General features: G+C 66.3%; 22 protein-coding genes. 18 read left to right on the top strand and 4 right to left on the bottom strand.

All coding sequences use genetic code 11. From position 1 onward, the window contains the following. Positions 1 to 106: 106 nt before the first annotated feature. Complete coding sequence (locus QX010_RS18380) at positions 107 to 697, top strand: histidine phosphatase family protein (RefSeq protein ID WP_315800354.1); 591 nt, start codon at positions 107 to 109, stop codon at positions 695 to 697. 122 nt (positions 698 to 819) lie between these two features. On the opposite strand, the gene QX010_RS18375 is transcribed toward QX010_RS18380, so the two are convergent. Next, positions 820 to 1,020 (bottom strand): hypothetical protein, encoded by a 201-nt coding sequence (locus tag QX010_RS18375; protein ID WP_315800353.1) that lies wholly within the window; start codon positions 1,018 to 1,020, stop codon positions 820 to 822. Between the two features lie 218 nt (positions 1,021 to 1,238). On the opposite strand from QX010_RS18375, the gene QX010_RS18370 reads away from it, so the two are divergent. The 9 genes from QX010_RS18370 to QX010_RS18330 all read left to right on the top strand — a co-directional run bounded on the left by QX010_RS18370 (position 1,239) and on the right by QX010_RS18330 (position 10,359). Beyond that, positions 1,239 to 1,595: an ArsC family reductase gene (locus QX010_RS18370; RefSeq protein WP_315800352.1), complete on the top strand. Its 357-nt coding sequence runs from the start codon at positions 1,239 to 1,241 to the stop codon at positions 1,593 to 1,595. 276 nt (positions 1,596 to 1,871) lie between these two features. Continuing rightward, positions 1,872 to 2,627 carry an ABC transporter ATP-binding protein gene (locus QX010_RS18365; RefSeq protein ID WP_315800351.1) on the top strand — a complete coding sequence of 252 codons (756 nt, stop codon included), beginning with the start codon at positions 1,872 to 1,874 and terminating at the stop codon, positions 2,625 to 2,627. Next, positions 2,620 to 3,366, top strand: a complete 747-nt coding sequence (locus QX010_RS18360) for an ABC transporter ATP-binding protein (RefSeq protein WP_315800350.1) — start codon at positions 2,620 to 2,622, stop codon at positions 3,364 to 3,366. Before QX010_RS18365 ends, QX010_RS18360 begins: the two co-directional genes overlap by 8 nt. Positions 3,367 to 3,456: 90 nt before the next feature. Further along, positions 3,457 to 4,680: an ABC transporter substrate-binding protein gene (locus QX010_RS18355; protein ID WP_315800349.1), complete on the top strand. Its 1,224-nt coding sequence runs from the start codon at positions 3,457 to 3,459 to the stop codon at positions 4,678 to 4,680. A gap of 77 nt (positions 4,681 to 4,757) precedes the next feature. Further along, positions 4,758 to 5,621, top strand: coding sequence for a branched-chain amino acid ABC transporter permease (locus tag QX010_RS18350; protein WP_315800348.1), 864 nt, complete (start codon positions 4,758 to 4,760; stop codon positions 5,619 to 5,621). 1 nt (position 5,622) lies between these two features. After that, complete coding sequence (locus QX010_RS18345; protein WP_315800347.1) at positions 5,623 to 6,591, top strand: branched-chain amino acid ABC transporter permease; 969 nt, start codon at positions 5,623 to 5,625, stop codon at positions 6,589 to 6,591. A 143-nt stretch (positions 6,592 to 6,734) separates the two neighbouring features. Beyond that, entirely contained in the window at positions 6,735 to 7,379 is a 645-nt protein-coding gene (locus tag QX010_RS18340; RefSeq protein WP_315800346.1) for a DUF47 domain-containing protein, read from the top strand. A gap of 14 nt (positions 7,380 to 7,393) precedes the next feature. Next, complete coding sequence (locus QX010_RS18335) at positions 7,394 to 8,401, top strand: anion permease (protein ID WP_315800345.1); 1,008 nt, start codon at positions 7,394 to 7,396, stop codon at positions 8,399 to 8,401. A gap of 338 nt (positions 8,402 to 8,739) precedes the next feature. Continuing rightward, complete coding sequence (locus QX010_RS18330) at positions 8,740 to 10,359, top strand: peptide chain release factor 3 (protein WP_315800344.1); 1,620 nt, start codon at positions 8,740 to 8,742, stop codon at positions 10,357 to 10,359. Between the two features lie 158 nt (positions 10,360 to 10,517). Here QX010_RS18330 and QX010_RS18325 read toward each other — a convergent pair whose 3' ends face one another. The 3 genes from QX010_RS18325 to QX010_RS18315 all read right to left on the bottom strand — a co-directional run bounded on the left by QX010_RS18325 (position 10,518) and on the right by QX010_RS18315 (position 12,599). Continuing rightward, positions 10,518 to 10,925, bottom strand: a complete 408-nt coding sequence (locus tag QX010_RS18325) for a response regulator transcription factor (protein ID WP_316180981.1) — start codon at positions 10,923 to 10,925, stop codon at positions 10,518 to 10,520. Next, positions 10,922 to 11,788, bottom strand: coding sequence for a S1C family serine protease (locus QX010_RS18320; protein WP_316180979.1), 867 nt, complete (start codon positions 11,786 to 11,788; stop codon positions 10,922 to 10,924). The genes QX010_RS18325 and QX010_RS18320 overlap by 4 nt, the downstream gene beginning before the upstream one ends. An 82-nt stretch (positions 11,789 to 11,870) precedes the next feature. After that, the gene (locus tag QX010_RS18315; RefSeq protein ID WP_315800341.1) at positions 11,871 to 12,599 is read right to left on the bottom strand and encodes an aspartate/glutamate racemase family protein; all 729 of its coding nucleotides are present in this window, start codon (positions 12,597 to 12,599) and stop codon (positions 11,871 to 11,873) included. A 162-nt stretch (positions 12,600 to 12,761) separates the two neighbouring features. Here QX010_RS18315 and QX010_RS18310 point away from each other — a divergent pair, with 162 nt between their 5' ends. The 8 genes from QX010_RS18310 to QX010_RS18275 all read left to right on the top strand — a co-directional run bounded on the left by QX010_RS18310 (position 12,762) and on the right by QX010_RS18275 (position 20,953). Beyond that, a complete protein-coding gene (locus QX010_RS18310) occupies positions 12,762 to 13,355 on the top strand; it encodes a hypothetical protein (RefSeq protein ID WP_315800340.1) in 594 nt (197 codons plus the stop codon). Between the two features lie 276 nt (positions 13,356 to 13,631). After that, a complete protein-coding gene (locus QX010_RS18305; RefSeq protein WP_315800339.1) occupies positions 13,632 to 14,216 on the top strand; it encodes an NnrU family protein in 585 nt (194 codons plus the stop codon). A 2-nt stretch (positions 14,217 to 14,218) separates the two neighbouring features. Then, positions 14,219 to 15,043: a 3-methyl-2-oxobutanoate hydroxymethyltransferase gene (gene panB, locus QX010_RS18300; protein WP_316180976.1), complete on the top strand. Its 825-nt coding sequence runs from the start codon at positions 14,219 to 14,221 to the stop codon at positions 15,041 to 15,043. 165 nt (positions 15,044 to 15,208) lie between these two features. Continuing rightward, positions 15,209 to 16,801 carry a class I adenylate-forming enzyme family protein gene (locus QX010_RS18295; RefSeq protein ID WP_316180974.1) on the top strand — a complete coding sequence of 531 codons (1,593 nt, stop codon included), beginning with the start codon at positions 15,209 to 15,211 and terminating at the stop codon, positions 16,799 to 16,801. Positions 16,802 to 16,978: 177 nt separating this feature from the next. Further along, positions 16,979 to 17,632 carry a tetratricopeptide repeat protein gene (locus tag QX010_RS18290; RefSeq protein WP_316180972.1) on the top strand — a complete coding sequence of 218 codons (654 nt, stop codon included), beginning with the start codon at positions 16,979 to 16,981 and terminating at the stop codon, positions 17,630 to 17,632. A 45-nt stretch (positions 17,633 to 17,677) separates the two neighbouring features. Next, the gene (locus QX010_RS18285) at positions 17,678 to 18,214 is read left to right on the top strand and encodes a hypothetical protein (RefSeq protein ID WP_316180971.1); all 537 of its coding nucleotides are present in this window, start codon (positions 17,678 to 17,680) and stop codon (positions 18,212 to 18,214) included. Positions 18,215 to 18,296: 82 nt separating this feature from the next. After that, on the top strand, positions 18,297 to 19,667 hold the full coding sequence (gene der, locus QX010_RS18280; protein WP_316180969.1) for a ribosome biogenesis GTPase Der: 1,371 nt from the start codon (positions 18,297 to 18,299) through the stop codon (positions 19,665 to 19,667). A 29-nt stretch (positions 19,668 to 19,696) separates the two neighbouring features. Beyond that, entirely contained in the window at positions 19,697 to 20,953 is a 1,257-nt protein-coding gene (locus tag QX010_RS18275) for a TCR/Tet family MFS transporter (RefSeq protein ID WP_316180968.1), read from the top strand. Positions 20,954 to 21,021 lie beyond the last annotated feature (68 nt).

Raw genomic sequence — 21,021 nt, 5'->3', positions numbered from 1 at the left:
TGAAATGAATCCTGGATGGAAAAACGCCATGTTGCGTTCTCACGATTGCAATCTCAAGTAGCAATTCCGTGTGATGGCCGTATGATGCCGCCCGAGAGGGTTGCCGATGAACGCGCTGACGCTGCTGATCATCCGTCATGCCGAGAAGCCTGACGGCGACACGACAGGCCCGGGCCTGACCCACACGGGCAAGCCGGATTCGAAGTCGCTGGTGATCTTCGGCTGGGAGCGGGCAGGGGCCTGGACCGCGCTGTTCGGCAGCGGGCTGGGCGGCACGGACTATCCGACACCGCAGGCGGTCTATGCCGCCGATCCCGACAGCACCAAGGACGGCTCCGACCCGAGCCGCCGGCCGTACGAGACGGTGCTCGAGCTCGCGGCGCGCATCGGGCTCGACAAGCCGAACACGTCCTTTGCGAAGGGGCAGGAGGCGGCGCTGGCCGAAGCCCTGCTACCGCTGTCCGGCACCGTGCTGGTGGCGTGGGAGCACAAGGCGATCATCTCCGACATCCTGCCGCGGCTGCCGGTGAGCAATGAAGGCCAGTTGCCGACCCACTGGTCCGGCAAACGCTTCGATGTCGTGCTGCGCTTCGACCGCGCCGCGGGCGGGGCCGATTTCAAGTTCACAGAGCTGTATCCCTGCCTGATGCCGGGCGATTCCAACACGCCGTTGAAAAGCGATCCGAAAGACGATTGAGCACCCGATCGCGGTTCGCCTGCTCCAGGGAGATATCCCGCGGACGGGTGCGTTGGAGCGACGTCCGCAGCAGTGGCGTGGGTAGGGTCGATCGCGCGGGCCGTTTCCTTTCGCGGGTCAGGTCAGGCCAGCGCAACCCGCTCGCGGTCGCTGATCTCCTCGACCCAGGCATGGGCGGCGAACCATTCATGGTAGATGCGGCAGTGCGGGCAGTAGGCGCGCGAGAAGAACACGGGCATGCGCTGAAAGCGCGCAGCGTCCATTTCCATCCCCGTCTCGATGCTGCGGCCGGTCTGCGGACAACGTACCATGATCTTGCCCATCGCGGTCTCCTGTTCGTGGGCCAGATACGCCGGGGATGCGAAGAAAATGTAATGCTCAGCCGACAGTTTCGTGGCAAAGGTCGGAGTGAATTCCGACCGCGGAACGCGTGGCCTCCGCCGCATCAAAAGCGGGTGAATCGCACTGCAAAATGCAGGGCCGATTGTCGCAACGTGGGACATCCATCACCGTCGGACACGATTGTTTGAGGACGCGTGGCATGAGCATCACGATCTACGGAATCAAGAACTGCGACACGATGAAGAAGGCGCGCGCCTGGCTCGACGATCACGGCGTCGCTTACGAATTCCACGACTACAAGACCGCCGGAATCGACAAGGCTAAACTCAAGGCGTGGAGCGACGAACTCGGCTGGGAGGTGCTGCTCAACCGCGCCGGCACGACGTTCAAGAAGTTGCCCGACGCGGACAAGGACGGACTCACCGAGAGCAAGGCGATCGCGCTGATGCTGGCGCAGCCGTCGATGATCAAGCGCCCGGTGCTCGATCTCGGCGGCCGGCGCGTGGTGGGCTTCAAGCCGGATCTCTACGCCAGGGACGTGAAGGCCGCGAAGTAGTTGGAGCCGGCGATCGCTGCGCGCGTGCGGGAAAATGCCGGTGGCATGATATTCTATGTCAACGGGAAATACCGGCAGATTTCAACGCAAGGTCCGCCGGCCGCCTTGCGACGTCGTTGCCCAGCTTTCCGCCTTGCCTAACTCACTCGATTGACGGCATATTCCGCCGCGAAGCGGTCGCGGGTGGCGGCGAGGAATCGTTCAGCCGTCCAGCAGAGCCGTCGTACAGGAAGAAGCGAGGGCCAGGCACTGAAGGCGCCGGCTTGGGGGGAATCTTTGGCTGACGAGTTCATTCTCGAGACCCACGGATTGACGAAGGAATTCGCGGGATTTTTTGCCGTTCGCGATGTTTCGCTCAAGATCCGCCGGGGCACCATTCACGCGCTGATCGGCCCGAACGGGGCCGGCAAGACCACGTGCTTCAACCTGCTGACGAAGTTCCTGACGCCGTCTGCCGGCAAGATTCTCTATAAGGGTCAGGACATTACGGCGACGGCGCCGGCCGACGTGGCAAGGCTCGGCCTGGTCCGCTCGTTCCAGATTTCGGCCGTGTTTCCGCATCTGACCGCGTTGGAGAACGTCCGCGTCGCTCTGCAGCGGCAGCATGGCTCGTCGTTCGACTTCTGGCGCTCCAAGAGCGTTCTGAACCGCTTCAACGGCCGGGCGCTCGAGCTGCTCAACGACGTGGGCCTGAGCGAGTTCGCCAATATTCCGGCGGTCGAAATGCCCTACGGACGCAAGCGCGCGCTGGAGATCGCAACCACGCTGGCGCTCGATCCGGAGATGATGCTGCTGGACGAGCCGATGGCCGGCATGGGCCACGAGGACATCGACAAGATCGCCGCGCTGATCAAGCGCATCTCCGCCAAATACACGATCCTGATGGTCGAGCATAATCTCAGCGTCGTCGCCAACCTCTCCGACACCATCACCGTGCTGACGCGCGGGCAGGTGCTGACGGAAGGGCCGTATTCAGAGCTTTCCAAGGACGAGCGCGTCAAGGAAGCCTATCTGGGAGCCGGACATGCCTGAGGTGATGACGGCCACGAAGCCAGGCGCGGCGGCTGCGACCAGCACCATTCTCGACGTCAACAACCTCGAGAGCTGGTACGGCGAATCCCACATTCTCCATGGCATGAACTTCAATGTGAATGCCGGCGAGGTGGTCACCCTGCTCGGGCGCAACGGCGCCGGCAAGACCACGACGCTGAAGTCGATCATGGGGATCATCGGCAAGCGCACCGGCTCGGTTCAGTTCAACGGTCAGCAGCTGATCCGCATGACCTCGGACAGGATCGCGCGGCTCGGCATTGCGCTGTGCCCGGAGGAGCGCGGCATCTTCGCGAGTCTCGACGTGCGCGAGAACCTGCTGCTGCCGCCGGTGGTGCGGCCGGGCGGGCTGACGCTCGATCAGATCTTCGAGCTGTTCCCGAATTTGAAGGAGCGGCTGAAGAGCCAGGGCACCAAGCTGTCCGGCGGCGAGCAGCAGATGCTGGCGATCGCGCGCATCCTGCGCACCGGCGCCAGCTTCCTGATGCTGGACGAGCCGACCGAGGGTCTCGCGCCCGTGATCATCCAGCAGATCGGCCACACCATCGCGCGGCTGAAGAAGGAGGGCTTCACGATTCTCCTCGTCGAGCAGAACTTCCGTTTCGCCTCGACGGTCGCTGACCGCTACTACGTGGTCGAGCACGGCAAGGTCATCGACGGCTTCGCCAATGCCGATCTGTCGGCCAACATGGACAAGCTGCATACTTATCTCGGCGTCTGACCGGCGCCGGCGATGTCGGCTCGACGGTTTGATCGTTAGTGTTGCGGCAGTTTTCTCGGCAGTTGTCTTGGAAAGTTCTGGAAGTTGGAAATGAAGAGCAAATTCATCGCGTCGCTGCTGCTGGGAACGGCACTCACGCTCGCCGCTGGCAGCGTCGCTTCGGCCGGCGACAAGACCATCAAGATCGGCGCGCTGTCCGATCAGTCGGGTCTTTATGCCGATCTAGGCGGTCCCGGCTCGACGCTCGCGGCGCAGATGGCGATCGAGGATTCCGGTCTCACCGCGAAGGGCTGGAAGATCGACGTCATCTCCGGCGATCACCAGAACAAGCCGGATATCGGCACCTCGATCGCGCGGCAGTGGTTCGACGTCGACAAGGTCGACGTCATCGTCGACGTGCCGAACTCGGGCGTGGCGCTGGCGGTGAACAACGTCGTCAAGGAAAAGAACGGCGTCTACATCAATTCGGGCGCTGCGACCTCGGATCTCACCAACGCGCAGTGCTCGCCCAATACGGTGCACTGGACCTACGACACCTACATGCTCGCGCACACCACCGGCCAGGCGCTGGTCAAGGCGGGCGGCTCGACCTGGTATTTCCTGACCGCCGACTACGCCTTCGGCGCGGCGCTGGAGCGCGACACCACGGCGGTCGTGACCGCCAATGGCGGCAAGGTGATCGGCAGCGTCAAGCACCCGCTCAACACCTCCGACTTCTCTTCCTTCCTGCTGCAGGCGCAGTCGTCGAACGCCAAGGTCATCGGCCTCGCCAATGCCGGCGGCGACACCACCAATTCGATCAAGCAGGCGGCCGAGTTCGGCATCACGAAGGGCGGCCAGAAGCTCGCGGCGCTGCTGTTGTTCCTGACCGACGTCAAGTCGATCGGGCTCGACATCGCGCAGGGCCTCAACTTCACCGAGACCTTCTACTGGGACATGAACGACCAGACCCGCGCGTTCTCGGACCGCTTTGCCAAACGGATGAAGAACGGCGCGCCGCCGACCATGGTGCAGGCGGGCGTCTATGCCGGCTTGATGCATTACTTCAAGGCGTTGGAGGCGCTCGGCGAGAACCCGCATGACGGCGTCAAGATCGTCGACAAGATGAAATCGATCCCGACCGACGATGCGCTGTTCGGCAAGGGCGAGATCCAGCCGAACGGCCGCACCATCCACACTGCGTATCTGTTCGAGGTCAAGAAGCCCTCGGAGTCCAAGGGCCCGTGGGATCTCTACAAGCTGGTCGGCTCGGTACCGGGCGACCAGGCCTTCACACCGCTCGACAAGAGCGCGTGCGCCTTGTTGAAGAAGTGAACCGCTGCCGTCCCGGCGGCTGATCCCGCCGGAACCGCTGTCTTTAGGAAACGCCGAGAGAAAACAGAAACAAGACGATGCAGGCCCTCTACGCACAGCTCCTGGTCGGACTGATCAACGGCTCGTTCTACGCGCTGCTCAGTCTCGGGCTTGCCGTCATCTTCGGCATGCTCAACATCATCAACTTCGCCCATGGCGCGCTCTACATGATGGGCGCGTTCTGCGCCTATTTTCTGCTCAACCTCGGCGGCATCAATTATTGGTGGGCGCTGCTGCTGGCGCCGATCATCGTCGGCGCCTTCGGCATGATCCTCGAGCGCACCATGCTGCAATGGATTGCCGGGCTCGACCATCTCTACGGACTGCTGCTGACGTTCGGACTGGCGCTGATCATCCAGGGCGTGTTCCAGAACTTCTTCGGCTCGTCCGGCCTGCCTTACGCGATCCCGGATCAGCTCCGTGGCGGCATGAACCTCGGCTTCATGTATCTGCCGGTCTATCGCGGCTGGGTCGTCATCTTCTCCCTGGTCGTCTGCCTGGCGACCTGGTTCCTGATCGAGCGCACCCGGCTCGGCGCCTACCTGCGCGCAGCCACCGAGAACCCGACCTTGGTGCGGGCCTTCGGCATCAACGTCCCGCGCATGATCACGCTGACCTACGGCCTCGGCGTCGGGCTTGCGGCGCTGGCCGGCGTGCTGTCGGCGCCGATCAACCAGGTGCGGCCGCTGATGGGCGAGCACATCATCATCGTGGTGTTCGCGGTGGTTGTGATCGGCGGCATGGGTTCGATCATGGGCTCGATCATCACCGGCTTCCTGCTCGGCGTGATCGAGGGACTGACAAAGTATTTCTATCCCGAGGCTTCCAACACCGTGGTCTTCGTTCTGATGGTCCTGGTGCTGCTGGTGAAGCCGACGGGTCTGACCGGACGGGCGGCCTGACATGACATCCATCACCGACGCGACCCTGCCGATCACCCCGCGCGCGATGCGCGACGAGATGATCGTGTTCGTCATCATGGCAGCGCTGCTGGCGATCGTGCCGTGGACCGGGCTGTACCCGTTCTTCGTCATGCAGGCGCTGTGCTTCGCGCTGCTCGCCTGCGCCTTCAACCTCCTGATCGGCTATGGCGGCCTGTTGTCGTTCGGCCACGCGATGTTCCTGGGAACGGCCGGCTATTGCAGCGCCCACGCGTTGAAAGTGTGGGGGCTGCCGCCCGAGCTCGGCATCCTCACGGGCGTTGCCGGATCGTTCGTCCTGTCGGTGATCACCGGCTACATCTCGATCCGCCGGCAGGGCATCTATTTCGCGATGATCACCCTGGCGCTGTCGCAGCTCTTGTACTTCATCTATCTGCAGGCGCCGTTCACCCATGGCGAGGACGGTATCCAGGGCATTCCGCAGGGGCGGATGTTCGGCATCCTCGACCTGTCCAAGCCGACGGTGCTGTATTACGTCGTGCTGGCCGGCTTCCTCGCCGGCTTCCTGCTGATCTTCCGCACCATCAACTCGCCGTTCGGCGAGGTGCTGAAGTCGATCCGCGAGAACGAGCAGCGGGCGATCTCGCTGGGCTACAAGACCGACCAGTACAAGCTGCTCGCCTTCATCCTGTCGGGGACGCTGGCTGGCCTGGCCGGTGCGCTGAAGGTGTTCGTCGCCCAGAATGCCTCGCTGACCGACGTCGAGGTCGGGATGTCCGGCCAGATCGTGCTCATGACCCTGGTCGGCGGGCTCGGCACCGTGTTCGGCCCCGTCGTCGGCGCGTTCGTGATCGTCGGCATGCAGCAATATCTGTCCGGCTTCGGCCAGTGGGTGACGGTGATCCAGGGCGGCATCTTCGTCGCCTGCGTGCTCACCTTCCGCCGCGGCGTGGTCGGAGAAATCGCCCATCTGTTCAAGCGATCCCTCTAAGCTGTTGATCTGTAAAGAGATCGTCGAAAGGGCAGAAAGCGGTGGATGAACCGGCCACCGCTTCTGCTGGTGCGCGATCCGGAGTATGACAGTTCTGTGACGGGTCGGCCCTGGCCCGTTTCGGAATGGATGGATCTCGTCCCATGCTGCACTGGTTTCGCGCCGTTCTCCCGCGGGAGGAGCGGTTTTTCGATTTGTTCGCCCGCCACAACAAGGTGGTGATCCAAGGCGCGCATGCGCTGCAGGACATGCTTAAGGGCGGCGACGACATCCTCAGGCACTGCCAGCGCGTCAGCCAGCTCGAGAACGAGGCCGACAACATCACGCGGGAGGTGCTGACCGCGGTCCGCCGCACCTTCATCACCCCGTTCGACCGCGGCGACATCAAGAACCTGATCACCTCGATGGACGACGCCATCGACCAGATGCAGCAGACCGCCAAGGCCGTGGTGCTGTTCGAGGTCAAGGAGTTCGAGCCGACCATGCGCGAGATGGGCACCTTGCTGGTCGATTGCGCCAATCTGATCGGGAAGGCGCTGCCGCTGCTGCAGGCGATCGGCCAGAACGTGCCGATGATCACCGCGATCACCGAGGAGATGACCAAGCTCGAGGGCCGGGTCGACGACCTCCACGACATTGGGCTGAAGGAGCTATTCCTCAAGCACCGCAACGCCAACACGATGGACTTCATCGTCGGCGCCGAGATCTACGACCATCTGGAGAAGGTCGCCGACCGCTTCGACGACGTCGCCAACGAGATCAATTCGATCATGATCGAACAGGTCTAGGGTAGGGCCGCGCCGTGGACGCTCAACTCGGCCTTCCGATCCTGGTTGGCCTCATCGCCGTCGCACTCGCCTTCGATTTCCTGAACGGCCTGCACGACGCCGCCAACTCGATCGCGACCATCGTCTCGACCCGCGTGCTCCGGCCGCAATATGCGGTGTTCTGGGCCGCGTTCTTCAATTTCGTGGCGTTCAGCGTGTTCGGACTGCATGTCGCGCAGACCATCGGCACCGGGATCATCGATCCCGCGATCGTCGACGCCCACGTGATCTTCGCGGCCCTGGTCGGCGCGATCGTCTGGAACCTGGTCACCTGGGCGGCCGGCATTCCGTCGTCGAGCTCGCACGCGCTGATCGGCGGCCTGGTCGGGGCAGGGGTCGCCAAGGCCGGCATCTCGGCCACCGTGTGGAGCGGCCTGTCCAAGACCGTGCTCGCGATCGTGCTGTCGCCGCTGGTCGGGCTGGTGCTGGCGATGATCCTGGTTGCGATCGTGTCCTGGGCCTCGGTGCGCTCGACGCCGTTTGCCGTGGACCGGGCCTTCCGCATCCTGCAATTCGCTTCGGCCTCGCTGTATTCGCTCGGCCACGGCGGCAACGACGCGCAGAAGACGATGGGCATCATCGCGGTGCTGTTGTACTCGCAGGGCCATCTCGGCGAGCAGTTCACGGTGCCGTTCTGGGTGGTGCTGTCGTGCCAGGCCGCGATGGCGCTGGGCACGCTGATGGGCGGCTGGCGCATCGTCCGGACCATGGGCCTGCGCATCACCAAGCTGAATCCGATGCAGGGCTTCTGCGCCGAGACCGGCGGCGCCATCACGCTGTTCCTGGCGACGTTCCTCGGCGTGCCCGTCTCGACCACCCACACCATCACCGGTGCCATCGTCGGCGTCGGCGCCGCCCGCCGCGCCTCGGCGGTGCGCTGGAACGTCGCCGGATCGATCGTCTATGCCTGGATCTTCACGATTCCGGCCTCGGCCATCGTAGCGGCACTGAGCTTCTGGCTGGTGTCGGTGCTCAGGCACTAAAGACGGCGGGACCGTCCTGAAACGTTGGGGCCTCATGGTTCGAGACGCGCCGCAAGCGCGGCGCTCCTCACCATGAGGGTTTGGGGCTGGATCTGGTCCGCAAATCGGACTCCGCTACAGATTCAGACCTCGTCCTGAGGAGCGCGCCGCTTGGCGCGCGTCTTGAAGGACGGCCGTGGGCGGGATGCGGGGTCCGGGCGGGCCACGGTCAGGCCGGTTAACTCCCCGGTTGGAGTTGCGGTGCAAAACGCCTATATGGAGGGCGCGCGGCGGCCGTGATCCCGCGCCTTTTCATCACATAGCGCTCTCTCTGGCCTCAAAACGACGTCCGCCGCCTCATGTCCGATTCCGCCGTCACCACTGAACAGCCGTCCCGCTCCGCGCTCTCCGATGAGGTCGCGCGCCGGCGCACCTTCGCCATCATCTCGCATCCGGACGCCGGCAAGACCACGCTGACCGAGAAGCTCTTGCTGTTCGGCGGCGCCATCAACCTCGCCGGCCAGGTCAAGGCCAAGGGCGAGCGCCGCAACACCCGCTCGGACTGGATGAAGATCGAGCGCGAGCGTGGCATCTCGGTGGTCACGTCGGTGATGACCTTCGAGTTCGAGGGCCTCGTCTTCAACCTGCTGGACACGCCGGGCCATGAGGACTTCAGCGAGGACACGTATCGCACGCTGACCGCAGTCGACTCCGCCGTCATGGTGATCGACGCCGCCAAGGGCATCGAGGCGCGCACGCGCAAGCTGTTCGAGGTCTGCCGTCTGCGCGACATCCCGATCATCACCTTCATCAACAAGATGGACCGCGAGAGCCGCGACACGTTCGATCTCCTGGACGAGATCGAGAAGACGCTGGCGCTCGACACTACGCCGATGACCTGGCCCGTGGGCCGCGGCCGCGACTTCATCGGCACCTATGACGTCAGAGACGGCGGCGTGCGCCTGCTCGAAGGCGGTGGCGCCAAGACCGGCGCGGCACAGCAGATCGCGATCTCCGAGCTCGGCAAGCTCAACGCCAATCTCGACATGGGCCAGATCACCGACGAGCTTGAGCTGGTCAAGGAAGCCTGCAAGCCGTTCGACCTGGAGGCGTTCCGCGAGGGCCATCTGACGCCGGTCTATTTCGGCAGCGCGCTGCGCAATTTCGGCGTCGGCGATCTCCTGGAAGGTCTCGGCCGCTACGCGCCGTCGCCGCGCGCGCAGGAGTCCAACCTGCGCAAGGTCGACGCCGCCGAGCCGCGCATGAGCGCCTTCGTCTTCAAGATCCAGGCGAACATGGACCCGAACCATCGCGACCGCATTGCGTTCGCGCGGCTGTGCTCGGGCAAGCTCAACCGCGGCATGAAGGCCAAGCTGGTGCGCACCGGCAAGACCATGCCGCTGTCGAGCCCGCAATTCTTTTTCGCGCAGGACCGCTCGGTCGCGGACGAGGCCTTCGCCGGCGACGTCGTCGGCATTCCCAACCACGGTAGCCTGCGCATCGGCGACACCCTGACCGAGGGCGAGGACCTGACCTTCGTCGGCGTGCCGAGCTTCGCCCCGGAAATCGTTCGCCGCGTCCGTCTCACCGATGCGATGAAAGCCAAGAAGCTGAAGGAAGCCTTGCAGCAGATGTCGGAGGAGGGCGTCGTGCAGGTGTTCCGTCCGCGCGATGGCGCGCCGGCGCTGGTCGGCGTGGTCGGACCGCTGCAGCTCGACGTGCTCAAGGCGCGGCTCGATGCGGAATATTCACTGCCGGTCGAGTTCGAGATCTCCGAGTTCTCGCTGGCGCGCTGGATCTCCTGCGACGACAAGAAGAAGCTCGAGGCGTTCATCGCCGCCAACAATTCCGGCGTCGCCGACGACGTCGATGGCGACCCCGTGTTCCTGGCCAAGAACGAGTTCTATCTCGGCTATACCAAGGAGCGCGCGGAGGGCATCGTGTTCTCCAACGTCAAGGACGTGAAGAAGAAGGCGTGAGGCTGGCTCCGTTGTCAGCCGTCATTCCGGGGCATCGCGCAGCGATGAGCCCGGAATCCATCTTGCCTCTGGTTCTGTCGCCCGATGGATTCCGGGCTCGCCCTGCGGGCGCCCCGGAATGACGTGGGGAGAGAGTTCCCTGCAAAACTCGGGGCTGCTCACAGCTCGATGATGCCGCGCCTTGCCGCGTGCGCCACCGCATCCGTTCGCCCGGTGGCGTCGAGCTTGTCGAGCAGCGAGCCGACGTGGAATTTCGCGGTATGCACGGAGATGCCGAGGCTGCGGGCGATCTCCTTGTTGGAGCGGCCCTCGGCCATCAGCGCCAGCACGTCGCGCTCGCGCGCGGTGAGCTGAAAATCATCGATCGCCTGGCCGTCGATCCTGTCGTCGCCGCTGTGCGTCTCATCACTGCCATGCAATGGCGCGATCGCGACGTCGGCGCTCTCGCCGGGGGCGACCAGCGTCAGGCCCGTGACATTGCCGAGCAGCGCCGCCAGCCGGTCGGCGAGCTCGGCATCGTCGATCGCGATTGCGATCCTGATCGGCCCGCGCGCCTCCTCGCTCACGCCGGCCTCTCGCCGATGGTCAGGGCGAACTGCACCGGCTCGCCGGCACGCAGCGCTGCGACCTCGACGACGGCGCCGACGCTGTCCGGACCGAGTTCGCGCATCATCGCACGCATGCCCCTGAACGGCTCCTTGTTGAGAGCGGTGATGACGTCACCCTGGCGCAGGCCGGCGGCCGCGGCCGGGCCGCTCTTGTCGAGGCTCATGATCATCGCACCGAGCCCGTCATCGAGCCGGACCGGCTGCAGGCCGGCGCCGAGATAGCCGCGCGCGATGCGACCATGCGTCTCGAGCTTGCTGGCGACCCGCTCGATCGTGGCCGCGGGTATCACGAGCGTCCGGCGCGGGCCGCGCACGGCCATTCCGATCGCGTGGCCTGCAGCGTCGAGCACGAGGCCGCCTTCGGAGCTGTGGCGCAGCCGGGTGTCGAGCTCGATCCGCGCATCGATGTCGCCGCCGCGCAGGCTGCGCCACGGGCCGGCGGATTTCGAGACCATGGCGAGCGCTGCGACCGGCGTGCCCTGGTCGGCGGCGGCGATGACCGCGAGCGAGCCGAGCGCGGGCACCTCGCCGGAGAGTTTGACTGGCGCCGCCGCGCCGCCATCGAAGCGGAGCAGGGCGATGTCGGTGGTGTGATCGCGGCCTGCCATCCCGGCGGGACGTGTGGTGCCGTCGGCGAAGACGATAGTGACGTCGCCTTCATCGGCCAGCGCCTCATCGGCGGTGACGATGAGGCCTGATTTCCGGACGAAGCCGGAGGCGCGCAAGCGGTGCGAGTGGACCGAGACCAGAGACGGTGCGACCGCGGCGACGGTCGTCGAAAGCGCTGATGAGAGCGAGGAGAGGGTGGACAGATCGGACATCGCGGGCTCCATAGGTTGATCCCAATGTGGAGCGTCGGTCGGCGTTTCGGAACTCCCCGGATGGGCAGGCTATGAGTTGAACTCAGAGCGTCTTCCGCGACTTCGGCAGCGGAAACGCGAGATCGCCGTGTTTCGACGTCTTCAGCCCCAGCCCGACCAGCGCCTCGGCGAAGCGCACGGCGGCGGCGACGCCGTCGATCACGGGAATGCCGAGCTCGGTCGAGAGATCGCGCGCCAGATCGGCCATGCCGGCGCAGCCGAGCACGATGGCGCCGATCCCGTCCTCGCGCAGCGCCGCCCGGCATTCGCCGAGCAGCGTGCCGCGCACATTGGCCTCGGGCTTGTCGAGATCGAGCACGGCGACGTCGACCGCGCGCACCTTGCGGCAATGCTGCTCCATGCCGTAGTTGCGCACGAGGTGCTCCGCGATCACCTTGGTGCGCGACAGCGTGGTCACGATGCTGAAATGGGTGGCGACGAAGCTCGCCGCATGCATCGCGGCTTCCGCGATGCCGAGCACCGGCACGCCCGACAATTCGCGCGCGGCGAGCAGGCCGGGATCGCCGAAGCAGGCGATCACATGGGCGTGGCAGCCCTCGGCGTCGCCGGCTTCGATCTCCTTGAGCATGCCGACCGCGGCAATCGCCTCGTCGTAGTGCCCCTCGATCGAGGCGGCGCCGAACCGCGCGGTGCGGCCGACGATCCGCGTCGACGGGCTTGCGCTGGCCTGGGCCGCCTTGGCGATCAATTCGGTCATCGTCACCGTCATGTTCGGGTTGATGACGTTGATCACGGTCTCGCTGTGGCTCATCGTCGCGTCCGTCCGTTGTCGCATCCTGCCGTGTTCTAGCCGAGTTCCGCAGGCACGGTCGAGGGCCGTTCGCGACGCGGGAACGCGCAGACGTGAACGGGATTGAGCTTGCGAATTCTGCGATCGGATCCAGCTTGGAGTCCATTCCAGCCCGAGAGTCCCATGCTCCGTGTCGTCGTGCTCGTCCTGTTGATGGTGGCCGCTCCGGCCACCGCCGACGCGCGCCGCCAGCAGATCAATCCGGTGCCGTTCGCGCACACACCGTGCAGCGTGCTCGACGAGGGACCATGCACGCCGTCGTTCTGCAGCGTCTACGGGCCGTGGCCGTGCATTCCCGAGATGAACTATCCCTATGGCCAGAACCTGCAACTGACCATCGAGAGCCGGCCCGCCAAGGATCAGGAAGCCAAATATCAGAAGCCGGATCACGATCTCGACACGATCGGCGATCTGTTCGCAGCGCTGCGTGCATGCTGGACGCCGCCGCCGGAGGACAACGCCCGCGCCGGGATGCAGATGACGGTGCGCTTCAGCTTCAAGCGGACCGGCGAGATGATCGCGCCGCCGCGCGTGACCTTCGCAACATCAGGCGCCCCGGCCGACACGCGTGCGACCTATCTGAAGACGATCAATGCCTCGCTCGACGGCTGCCTGCCGCTGAAGTTCACAAAAGGGCTGGGCGGCGCGCTCGCCGGCCGGCCGATCGCGATCCGCTATGTCGAGAATCGTGATCTGAAGAACACGTCGGAGCGGTGATGGCTTCGCCCGCTGGGCACGACCTCTCGACCGCCCCGTGTCTCGCGCCCATCGTCATTCCGGGGCGACGCGTTAGCGTCGAACCCGGAATTTCGCGATTGCCTGCAAGAACGCAAGCCAATCTCGAGATTCCGGGTTCGGCTCTTCGAGCCGCCCCGGAATGACGGCTGAGGCGCTTGGCGCCTCACCTCGAAAATGCAGGCCACGTTGCGAGGCCGCCCCCGGAAATGATACCGGTGCCCACGCACAGGTCGCGTGCAAGCGAAGGGGGATGCCGTGGGACTTCTGGTGATGGTGGTGGGGCTGGTGCTGTTTCTCGGCGCCCATGTGTTCACGACCCGGCGCGAGGCGCGCGCGCAGGTCATCGCGCGGCTGGGCGAGGGCACGTACAAGCTGGTCTACACGGTCGTGGCCCTTGCCGGCCTCGTCCTGATCGTGTGGGGCTTTGCCGATTACCGCAGCGGCGGCTGGATCCAGGTCTGGACGCCGCCGAAGGCGCTCAAGCACATCAATCTCGCGCTGATGCTGCCGGCCGTCATCATGGTGGTCGCCGCCTACATCCGCGGCCGCATCTACACCGTGCTGAAGCACCCCATGCTGGCGGGCGTGAAGCTGTGGGCGTTCGGGCATCTGCTCGCCAATGGCGACCTCGGCGGCATCATCCTGTTCGGCTCGATCCTGGCCTGGGCGGTGTTCGACCGCATTTCGCTGAAGCGGCGCGCTGACGCCGGCGGCCCACCGATCCCGGTCGGCGGCGTCGGCAACGACGTGATCGCGGTGGTGGTCGGCATCGTCGTCTATCTGGCGCTGGCCTTCGCGTTCCATCCCGTCGTGCTCGGCATTCCGGTCATTGGGGGGTAGCGATGTCGGTGCAGTCGACGGTCCGCCGAAAGACGGCTCCCGAGATCCGCGCCCGCAAGGGCGGCGAGCCGATCGTGATGCTGACGTCCTACCACGCCCATACCGCGGCGCTGGTCGATCGCCATTGCGATGTGATCCTGGTCGGCGATTCCCTTGGGAACGTGATGCACGGTTTCGAGACCACCGTGCCGGTGACCCTGGAGATGATGATCCTGCAGGGCCGCGCCGTGATGCGTGGTTCGCGCCAGGCGCTGGTGGTGGTCGACATGCCGTTCGGCTGCTACGAGGCGTCGAAGGAGCAGGCGTTTCATGCGGCGGTGCGGATCCTGAAGGAGACGCAATGCGGCGCGGTCAAGCTCGAGGGCGGGGTGCGGATGGCCGAGACGGTGGCCTTCCTCAGCGAGCGCGGCATTCCGGTGATGGGCCATGTCGGCCTGACGCCGCAATCGATCAACACGCTCGGCTCGTTCCGCGCGCAGGGCCGCGACGAGGCGGATTGGGCCGCGATCGAGAGCGACGCTGCGGCGATCGCGCAGGCTGGCGCGTTCTCGGTTGTGATCGAGGCCGTGGCCGAGCCGCTGGCGCGCAAGATCAACCAGCAGATCGCGATCCCCACCATCGGCATCGGCGCCAGCGCCGCCTGCGACGGCCAGGTGCTGGTGCTGGAGGACATGCTCGGCCTGTCGCCACGCGCGCCGAAATTCGTCCGCCGCTACGGCAATCTCGGTCCGGCGATCGACGAGGCGGTCGAGCGCTACGCGGCCGACGTGCGTAGCCGTGTGTTTCCGGCGGCGGAACATGTCTACGGCATGAAGTCCAAGACCTGACGGGCGCCTCTCGCTTGGTCGTCGCGTTGCAGCCGTGATGCGCGCGGCGGCACTGCGCTATCTCCGGCGCTGCCGGAGATAGCCAAGCGCATCGCCCGATGGTTATGCTTGGCTGGTCCGCATCGCGGCAAACAACGACAAAAAAGCCAAGCTCGGGGAAATGCCATGGACTGGTCGACCTATGTGACGCCGCCGATGCGGCGCGAAGCCCGTTTTGGCGATCGCGTGGTGCCGCTGTTCACGGAGCGGCCGGCGAACATCTGGGCCATGGTCGAGGAGGCCGCGGCGCGCAACGGCGACGGCGAGGCGCTGGTCTGCGGGGCCGTGCGGCTGTCATGGCGCGAGGTCGCCGAGGCCGCCGCGCGGATCGCCGGCGGGCTGCAGGCGAGGGGCCTGCGCCAGGGCGATCGGCTGGCGCTGCTGCTCGGCAACCGCATCGAGTTCGTGCTCACGCTGTTCGCTGCCGCCAAGCTCGGGCTGATCACGGTGCTGCTGTCGACGCGGCAGCAGACCCCGGAAATCGCCTATGTGCTGAAGGATTGCGGCGCCAAGCTGCTGCTGCACGAGGCGGCACTGGCGGACCGGTTGCCGGCTGCTGCAGAGACGCCGGAGCTGGCGGGGCGCATTGCCGTCGATGATCGTCCAGCGCGATCGGATTTTGCAGCGCTGGCCGATCATGCCGCGCACGAGGCTCGGGTCGAGGTGGCGGAAGAGGACACCGCGATGATCCTCTACACCTCCGGAACCACCGGTCGGCCGAAAGGCGCGATGCTCGCCCATTGCAACATCATCCACTCCTCGATGATCTACGAGGCCTGCCTGGGGCTGACGCCAGCCGACCGCTCGATCGCCGCGGTGCCGCTCGGCCATGTCACCGGCGTCGTCGCCAACATCACCAGCATGGCGCGCTGCGCCGGCACCTTGATCATCATGCCGGAGTTCAAGGCCGGCGAGTATCTGAAGCTCGCCGCGCGCGAGCGCGTGACCTACACGGTCATGGTCCCGGCGATGTACAATCTCTGCCTGCTGCAGCGCGACTTCGACAGCCACGATCTCTCGTCGTGGCGGATCGGCGGCTTCGGCGGCGCGCCGATGCCGGTCGCGACCATCGAGCGGCTGGCCGCCAAGATCCCGGGTCTGCGGCTGGTCAATGCCTATGGCTCGACCGAGACCACCTCGCCGGCAACGTTGATGCCCTCGGATCTGACCGCGCGCCATATCGACAGCGTCGGGCTGCCGTGTCCAGGGGCCAGCATCCTGGTCATGGACGGGGAGGGGCGGGAACTGCCGCGCGGCGAGATCGGGGAGATCTGGATCGGCGGCGGCCAGGTCATCAGGGGCTACTGGAACAATCCCAAGGCCACGGCCGAGAGCTTCACCGCCGGCTATTGGCATTCCGGCGATCTCGGCTCCGTCGACGCCGACAATTTCGTCCGGGTGTTCGACCGGCAGAAGGACATGATCAACCGCGGCGGTCTGAAGATCTACTCGGCCGAGGTCGAATCGGTGCTGGCGAGCCATCCGGCGGTGGTCGAGAGCGCGATCGTCGCCCGGCCATGTCCCGTGCTCGGCGAGCGCGTGCACGCGGTGGTCGTGACCCGCGAGCCGATCAGCGCCGAGGCGCTGCGCAGCTGGTGTGCCGAGCGGGTCTCGGATTACAAGGTTCCGGAAACCCTGACCGTGACCGCGGACCCCCTGCCGCGCAACGCCAACGGCAAGGTGATGAAACGGCAGTTGCGCGAAGCCTTGACGGCGTGATAGCCGCGTTCGGACCCTGTGGCAGAACCGGGGAGTAACGCCTTGATTCGGCTGGACTCGCCTTGCCACCGCCATGCCGATGCGGTATCGGCGCCGGCGCGTGGGCAACGGGCCGCTCGCGCGGCCCTTCGAAGCCATGCGCGCGCGTTCGCAGCGAACCTGACTGGATGTCCTTAGGTGTCTGATTTTATTGATGAAGTAGACGAGGAGGTCCGCCGGGAACAGCTCAAGAAGCTGTGGGACCGCTACTCGATCTTGATCATCGCCCTGGCCGTGCTGATCATCGCCGGCGTTGGCGGCTGGCGCGGCTACCAATACCTGGAAGGCCAGAAGGCGGCCGAGGCGGGCTCGGCCTTCAACAAGGCCCTCGAGCTCTCCGAGCAGAACAAGCATGCCGAGGCGGAAAAGGCCTTTGCGGATGTCGCGGCCACGGCCCCATCGGGATACCGCACGCTGGCCCGCTTCCATCAGGCCGCAGAGGCCGCCATGCGCGACAAGGCGGCGGCCGTGAAGCTCTATGACGAGCTTGCTGCCGACCGCAGCATCGGGGCCGAGCAGCAGTCGATGGCGCGGCTGCGCGCGGCAGGCCTGCTGGCCGATACGGCACCTTACGCGGACCTCAAGCAGCGCCTCGAAGGCGAAACGGCGCCTGGTGCGCCGTTCCGCCACGCGGCCCGCGAATTGCTGGCGCTGTCGGCGTGGAAGGCCAATGATGCCGCCGCGACCCGTCAATGGCTCGACATGATTGCGCTGGATGGTGAAACCCCGCCGGGCCTGCGCTCGCGCGCCGAAGCGCTGCAGGCGCTGTTGCCTGCAGTCGCCAAGAGCTGATCGCGAACCTCGCGACGGCGAACCGAGTTGATTGGAACGACGATCATGCGCCGCCCCCAACGTGTCATTGCCCTCACGGTCCTCGTTGCGCTTTCCGGCGTGCTGGGCGGCTGCGCGAGCGGGGGAAGCTTCGACCCCTCGGACATGCTCGACTTCCTGGACACCAAGAAGAAGCTGCCGGGTGACCGCAAGCCGGTGTTCCCGGAGGGCGTGCCCGGCCTCGAGCAGGGCGTGCCGAAGGAGCTCTACAAGGGCGCGCAGCAGCAGCCGGTGGCTGATCCGGGCGCCCAGGAGGCGATGCCGGCACCCCCGGTCGAGGAGCCCAAGGGGAAAAAGGGCGCCAAGGGCCGCCAGCAGGCCGCCGTGAGCAACCCGACCACGGCCGATCCGCAGGATGGCGAGGCCGCCGCGGTCGAGGAGGGTGCCGCCGCCGTTCCGCCGGCGCCGAAGCCGAAGAAGATCGTGCGCCGCCGCACCACCGCACCGCCGGCGGATGACACGGCCGCGGCGCAGCCGCCGGCCGCCCAGCGCTCCGGCGGCGGCTTCCCGGCGCCGATGCCGAGCGGCTCCTTCAGCCGTTAATCTCAGTCGCGAATCGGCCGATCGCCCGTTCGGTTTTGCGGCCGAATGCGCTAAAGCTGCGCGCTCACGCGCACGGATCATCATGCCCTTCACCATCGCCATCATCGGCCGGCCCAATGTCGGCAAGTCGACCCTGTTCAACCGTCTGGTCGGGCAGAAGCTGGCGCTCGTCGACGACATGCCGGGCGTCACGCGCGACCGCCGCGAGGGCGAGGCCAAGCTCTTCGATCTCCATTTCACGATCATCGACACCGCCGGCCTCGACGAGGGGCCGAAGGGCTCGCTGACCGCGCGCATGCAGGAGCAGACGGAAACCGCGATCGCGCTCGCCGACGCGCTGTTCTTCGTGATCGATGCCCGCATCGGCTTGACGCCCGCCGACCGCGCCTTCGCGGATTTCGCCCGCCGCGCCGACAAGCCGGTGCTGCTGCTCGCCAACAAGAGCGAGGGCAAGCATGGTGAACTCGGCGCGATGGAATCCTACGCGCTCGGCCTCGGCGATCCGATCCAGATCTCCGCCGAGCACGGCGAAGGCATGGGCGAGCTCTATGACGCCGTCAGCAAGCTGGTGCCGCCCACGGAAGACGAGGACGACGAGCGTGAGGAGACGGACGAGGAGCGCGCCGCACGTCCGATCCGCGTCGCCATCGTCGGCCGTCCCAATGCCGGCAAGTCGACGCTGATCAACCATCTGCTCGGCGAGGAGCGGCTGCTGACCAGCCCCGAGGCCGGCACGACGCGCGATTCGATCGCGGTCGAAATCGAGTGGAAGGGCCGCGGCTTCCGTATCTTCGACACCGCAGGCCTGCGCCGGCGCTCGCGCATCGAGGAGAAGCTCGAGAAGCTGTCGGTGGCGGACGCGCTGCGGGCGGTGCGCTTCGCCGAGGTGGTCGTGCTGATGATGGATGCGCAGAACCGCTTCGAGGAGCAGGATCTGCGCATCGCCGACCTGATCGAGCGCGAGGGTCGCGCGCTCGTCATCGCGGTCAACAAATGGGACCTGATGGAGGCCAAGCCGGGCCAGATCTCGATGCTGCGCCGCGACGCCGACCATTGGCTGCCGCAGGTCGCCGGCGCGCCGATCGTGGCGGTGTCGGGCCTGATGGGCGAGGGCATCGACCGGCTGATGCAGGCGATCGTCGAGGCCTACGCGGTCTGGAACCGGCGCGTGCCGACCGCGGCGCTGAACCGCTGGTTCGAGGGGGCGATCGCCGACAATCCGCCGCCGGCGGTGTCGGGCCGCCGGCTCAAGCTGAACTACATCACCCAGACCAAGGCGCGGCCGCCGAGCTTCGTGCTGTTCTGCTCGCGCGCCGACGCGATCCCGCAATCCTACTTGCGCTATCTCACCAACTCGATGCGCGAGACCTTCGAGCTGCCGGGCACGCCGGTGCGCATCACCCTGCGCGAGAAGGCCAACCCGTTCGCGCACAAGCGCAAGCGGCCGAACTGATCGGTCGCGGTAGCGGAAGCGGTCCGGCCATGGAAGCAAGCCCGCCGAGCGTCGCGACCGAAAATGCGCCGCCCCCACGTCGCGGCGCGGTCGCCTTCATCTTCGTCACCATCCTGCTCGACATGCTCGCGCTCGGGCTGATCATGCCGATCCTGCCGAAGCTGATCGAGAGCTTCGTCGGCAACGACACCGCGCAGGCGGCACGCATCTTCGGGCTGTTTGGCACCGCGTGGGCGCTGATGCAGTTCGTGTTTTCGCCGGTGCTCGGCAGCCTGTCCGACCGCTTCGGCCGGCGGCCGGTGATCCTGCTGTCGAACTTTGGCCTCGCCGCCGACTATGTGCTGATGGCGCTGGCGCCGTCGCTCGCCTGGCTGTTCGTCGGGCGGCTGATCTCCGGCGTCACCTCGGCCAGCATCTCCACTGCCTTCGCCTATATCGCCGACCTGACGCCGCCGGACCGCCGCGCCGCGATCTTCGGCCGCATCGGCGCGGCGTTCGGCGCGGGCTTCGTGCTCGGGCCTGCCACCGGCGGGCTGTTGGGCGACATCGATCCGCGGCTGCCGTTCTGGGCGGCCGCGGGGCTCAGCTTCGCCAACGCGCTCTACGGCTTCCTGGTGCTGCCGGAGTCGCTGAGGCCGGAGCGGCGCAGTCCATTCCGGTGGCGAACGGCCAATCCGCTCGGGGCGCTGCGGCTGCTGGCATCGGACCGCATCCTGGCCGGACTGTCGACCGTGAACTTCATCACCCAGCTCGCCCATGTCGTGCTGCCGTCGACCTTCGTACTGTACGCGACCTATCGCTACGGCTGGGACACGCGCACCGTCGGCCTCACATTGGCGATGGTCGGCGTCTGCGCGATGATCGTGCAGGGCGGCGCGGTCGGGCTGATCGTGCGCGTGTTCGGCGAGCGCGGCGCGCTGATGCTGGGGCTATCCGCGGGGCTGGTCGGCTTCTTCATTTTCGGCGTGGCGCCGACCGGACCGCTGAGCTGGCTGGGCATTCCCGTGATGGCGCTGTGGGGCGTCTCGGGCGCGGCGCTGCAGGCGCTGATGACCCGGCTGGTGGCGCCGGACAAGCAGGGCCAGCTCCAGGGCGCGACATCGAGCGTGCAGAGCGTGGCCCAGCTCACGGGGCCGTTCCTGTTCACGCTGAGCTTCGCCTATTTCATCGGGGCCACCGCGCCCGTGCATCTGCCCGGCGCGCCGTTCCTGCTGGCCTCGGGGCTGATGATCGTCGCGATCGTGATCGCGCTGCGGACGCTCGCGAAAGCGAAGGCCGCCTCCTGACATCATCCCGATGCGCGCGACGGCGCATCGGAAATGGGCGTGAGTCCGGACTGATGCTGGCGCGCCAG

The sequence above is a fragment of the Bradyrhizobium sp. SZCCHNRI1009 genome (assembly GCF_032487575.1).
Lineage (GTDB): Bacteria > Pseudomonadota > Alphaproteobacteria > Rhizobiales > Xanthobacteraceae > Bradyrhizobium.
The sequence above is the reverse complement of the archived record's forward strand: the minus strand, read 5'-3'. Positions and strand labels throughout refer to the sequence as shown.

Coding starts and splice junctions, on each gene's coding strand:
- QX010_RS18380 (WP_315800354.1), top strand. CDS start 107: ATGAACGCGCTGACGCTGCTGATCATCCGTCATGCCGAGAAGCCTGAC.
- QX010_RS18375 (WP_315800353.1), bottom strand. CDS start 1,020: ATGGGCAAGATCATGGTACGTTGTCCGCAGACCGGCCGCAGCATCGAG.
- QX010_RS18370 (WP_315800352.1), top strand. CDS start 1,239: ATGAGCATCACGATCTACGGAATCAAGAACTGCGACACGATGAAGAAG.
- QX010_RS18360 (WP_315800350.1), top strand. CDS start 2,620: ATGCCTGAGGTGATGACGGCCACGAAGCCAGGCGCGGCGGCTGCGACC.
- QX010_RS18355 (WP_315800349.1), top strand. CDS start 3,457: ATGAAGAGCAAATTCATCGCGTCGCTGCTGCTGGGAACGGCACTCACG.
- QX010_RS18350 (WP_315800348.1), top strand. CDS start 4,758: ATGCAGGCCCTCTACGCACAGCTCCTGGTCGGACTGATCAACGGCTCG.
- QX010_RS18345 (WP_315800347.1), top strand. CDS start 5,623: ATGACATCCATCACCGACGCGACCCTGCCGATCACCCCGCGCGCGATG.
- QX010_RS18340 (WP_315800346.1), top strand. CDS start 6,735: ATGCTGCACTGGTTTCGCGCCGTTCTCCCGCGGGAGGAGCGGTTTTTC.
- QX010_RS18330 (WP_315800344.1), top strand. CDS start 8,740: ATGTCCGATTCCGCCGTCACCACTGAACAGCCGTCCCGCTCCGCGCTC.
- QX010_RS18320 (WP_316180979.1), bottom strand. CDS start 11,788: ATGTCCGATCTGTCCACCCTCTCCTCGCTCTCATCAGCGCTTTCGACG.
- QX010_RS18315 (WP_315800341.1), bottom strand. CDS start 12,599: ATGAGCCACAGCGAGACCGTGATCAACGTCATCAACCCGAACATGACG.
- QX010_RS18310 (WP_315800340.1), top strand. CDS start 12,762: ATGCTCCGTGTCGTCGTGCTCGTCCTGTTGATGGTGGCCGCTCCGGCC.
- panB (WP_316180976.1), top strand. CDS start 14,219: ATGTCGGTGCAGTCGACGGTCCGCCGAAAGACGGCTCCCGAGATCCGC.
- QX010_RS18295 (WP_316180974.1), top strand. CDS start 15,209: ATGGACTGGTCGACCTATGTGACGCCGCCGATGCGGCGCGAAGCCCGT.
- QX010_RS18285 (WP_316180971.1), top strand. CDS start 17,678: ATGCGCCGCCCCCAACGTGTCATTGCCCTCACGGTCCTCGTTGCGCTT.
- der (WP_316180969.1), top strand. CDS start 18,297: ATGCCCTTCACCATCGCCATCATCGGCCGGCCCAATGTCGGCAAGTCG.
- QX010_RS18275 (WP_316180968.1), top strand. CDS start 19,697: ATGGAAGCAAGCCCGCCGAGCGTCGCGACCGAAAATGCGCCGCCCCCA.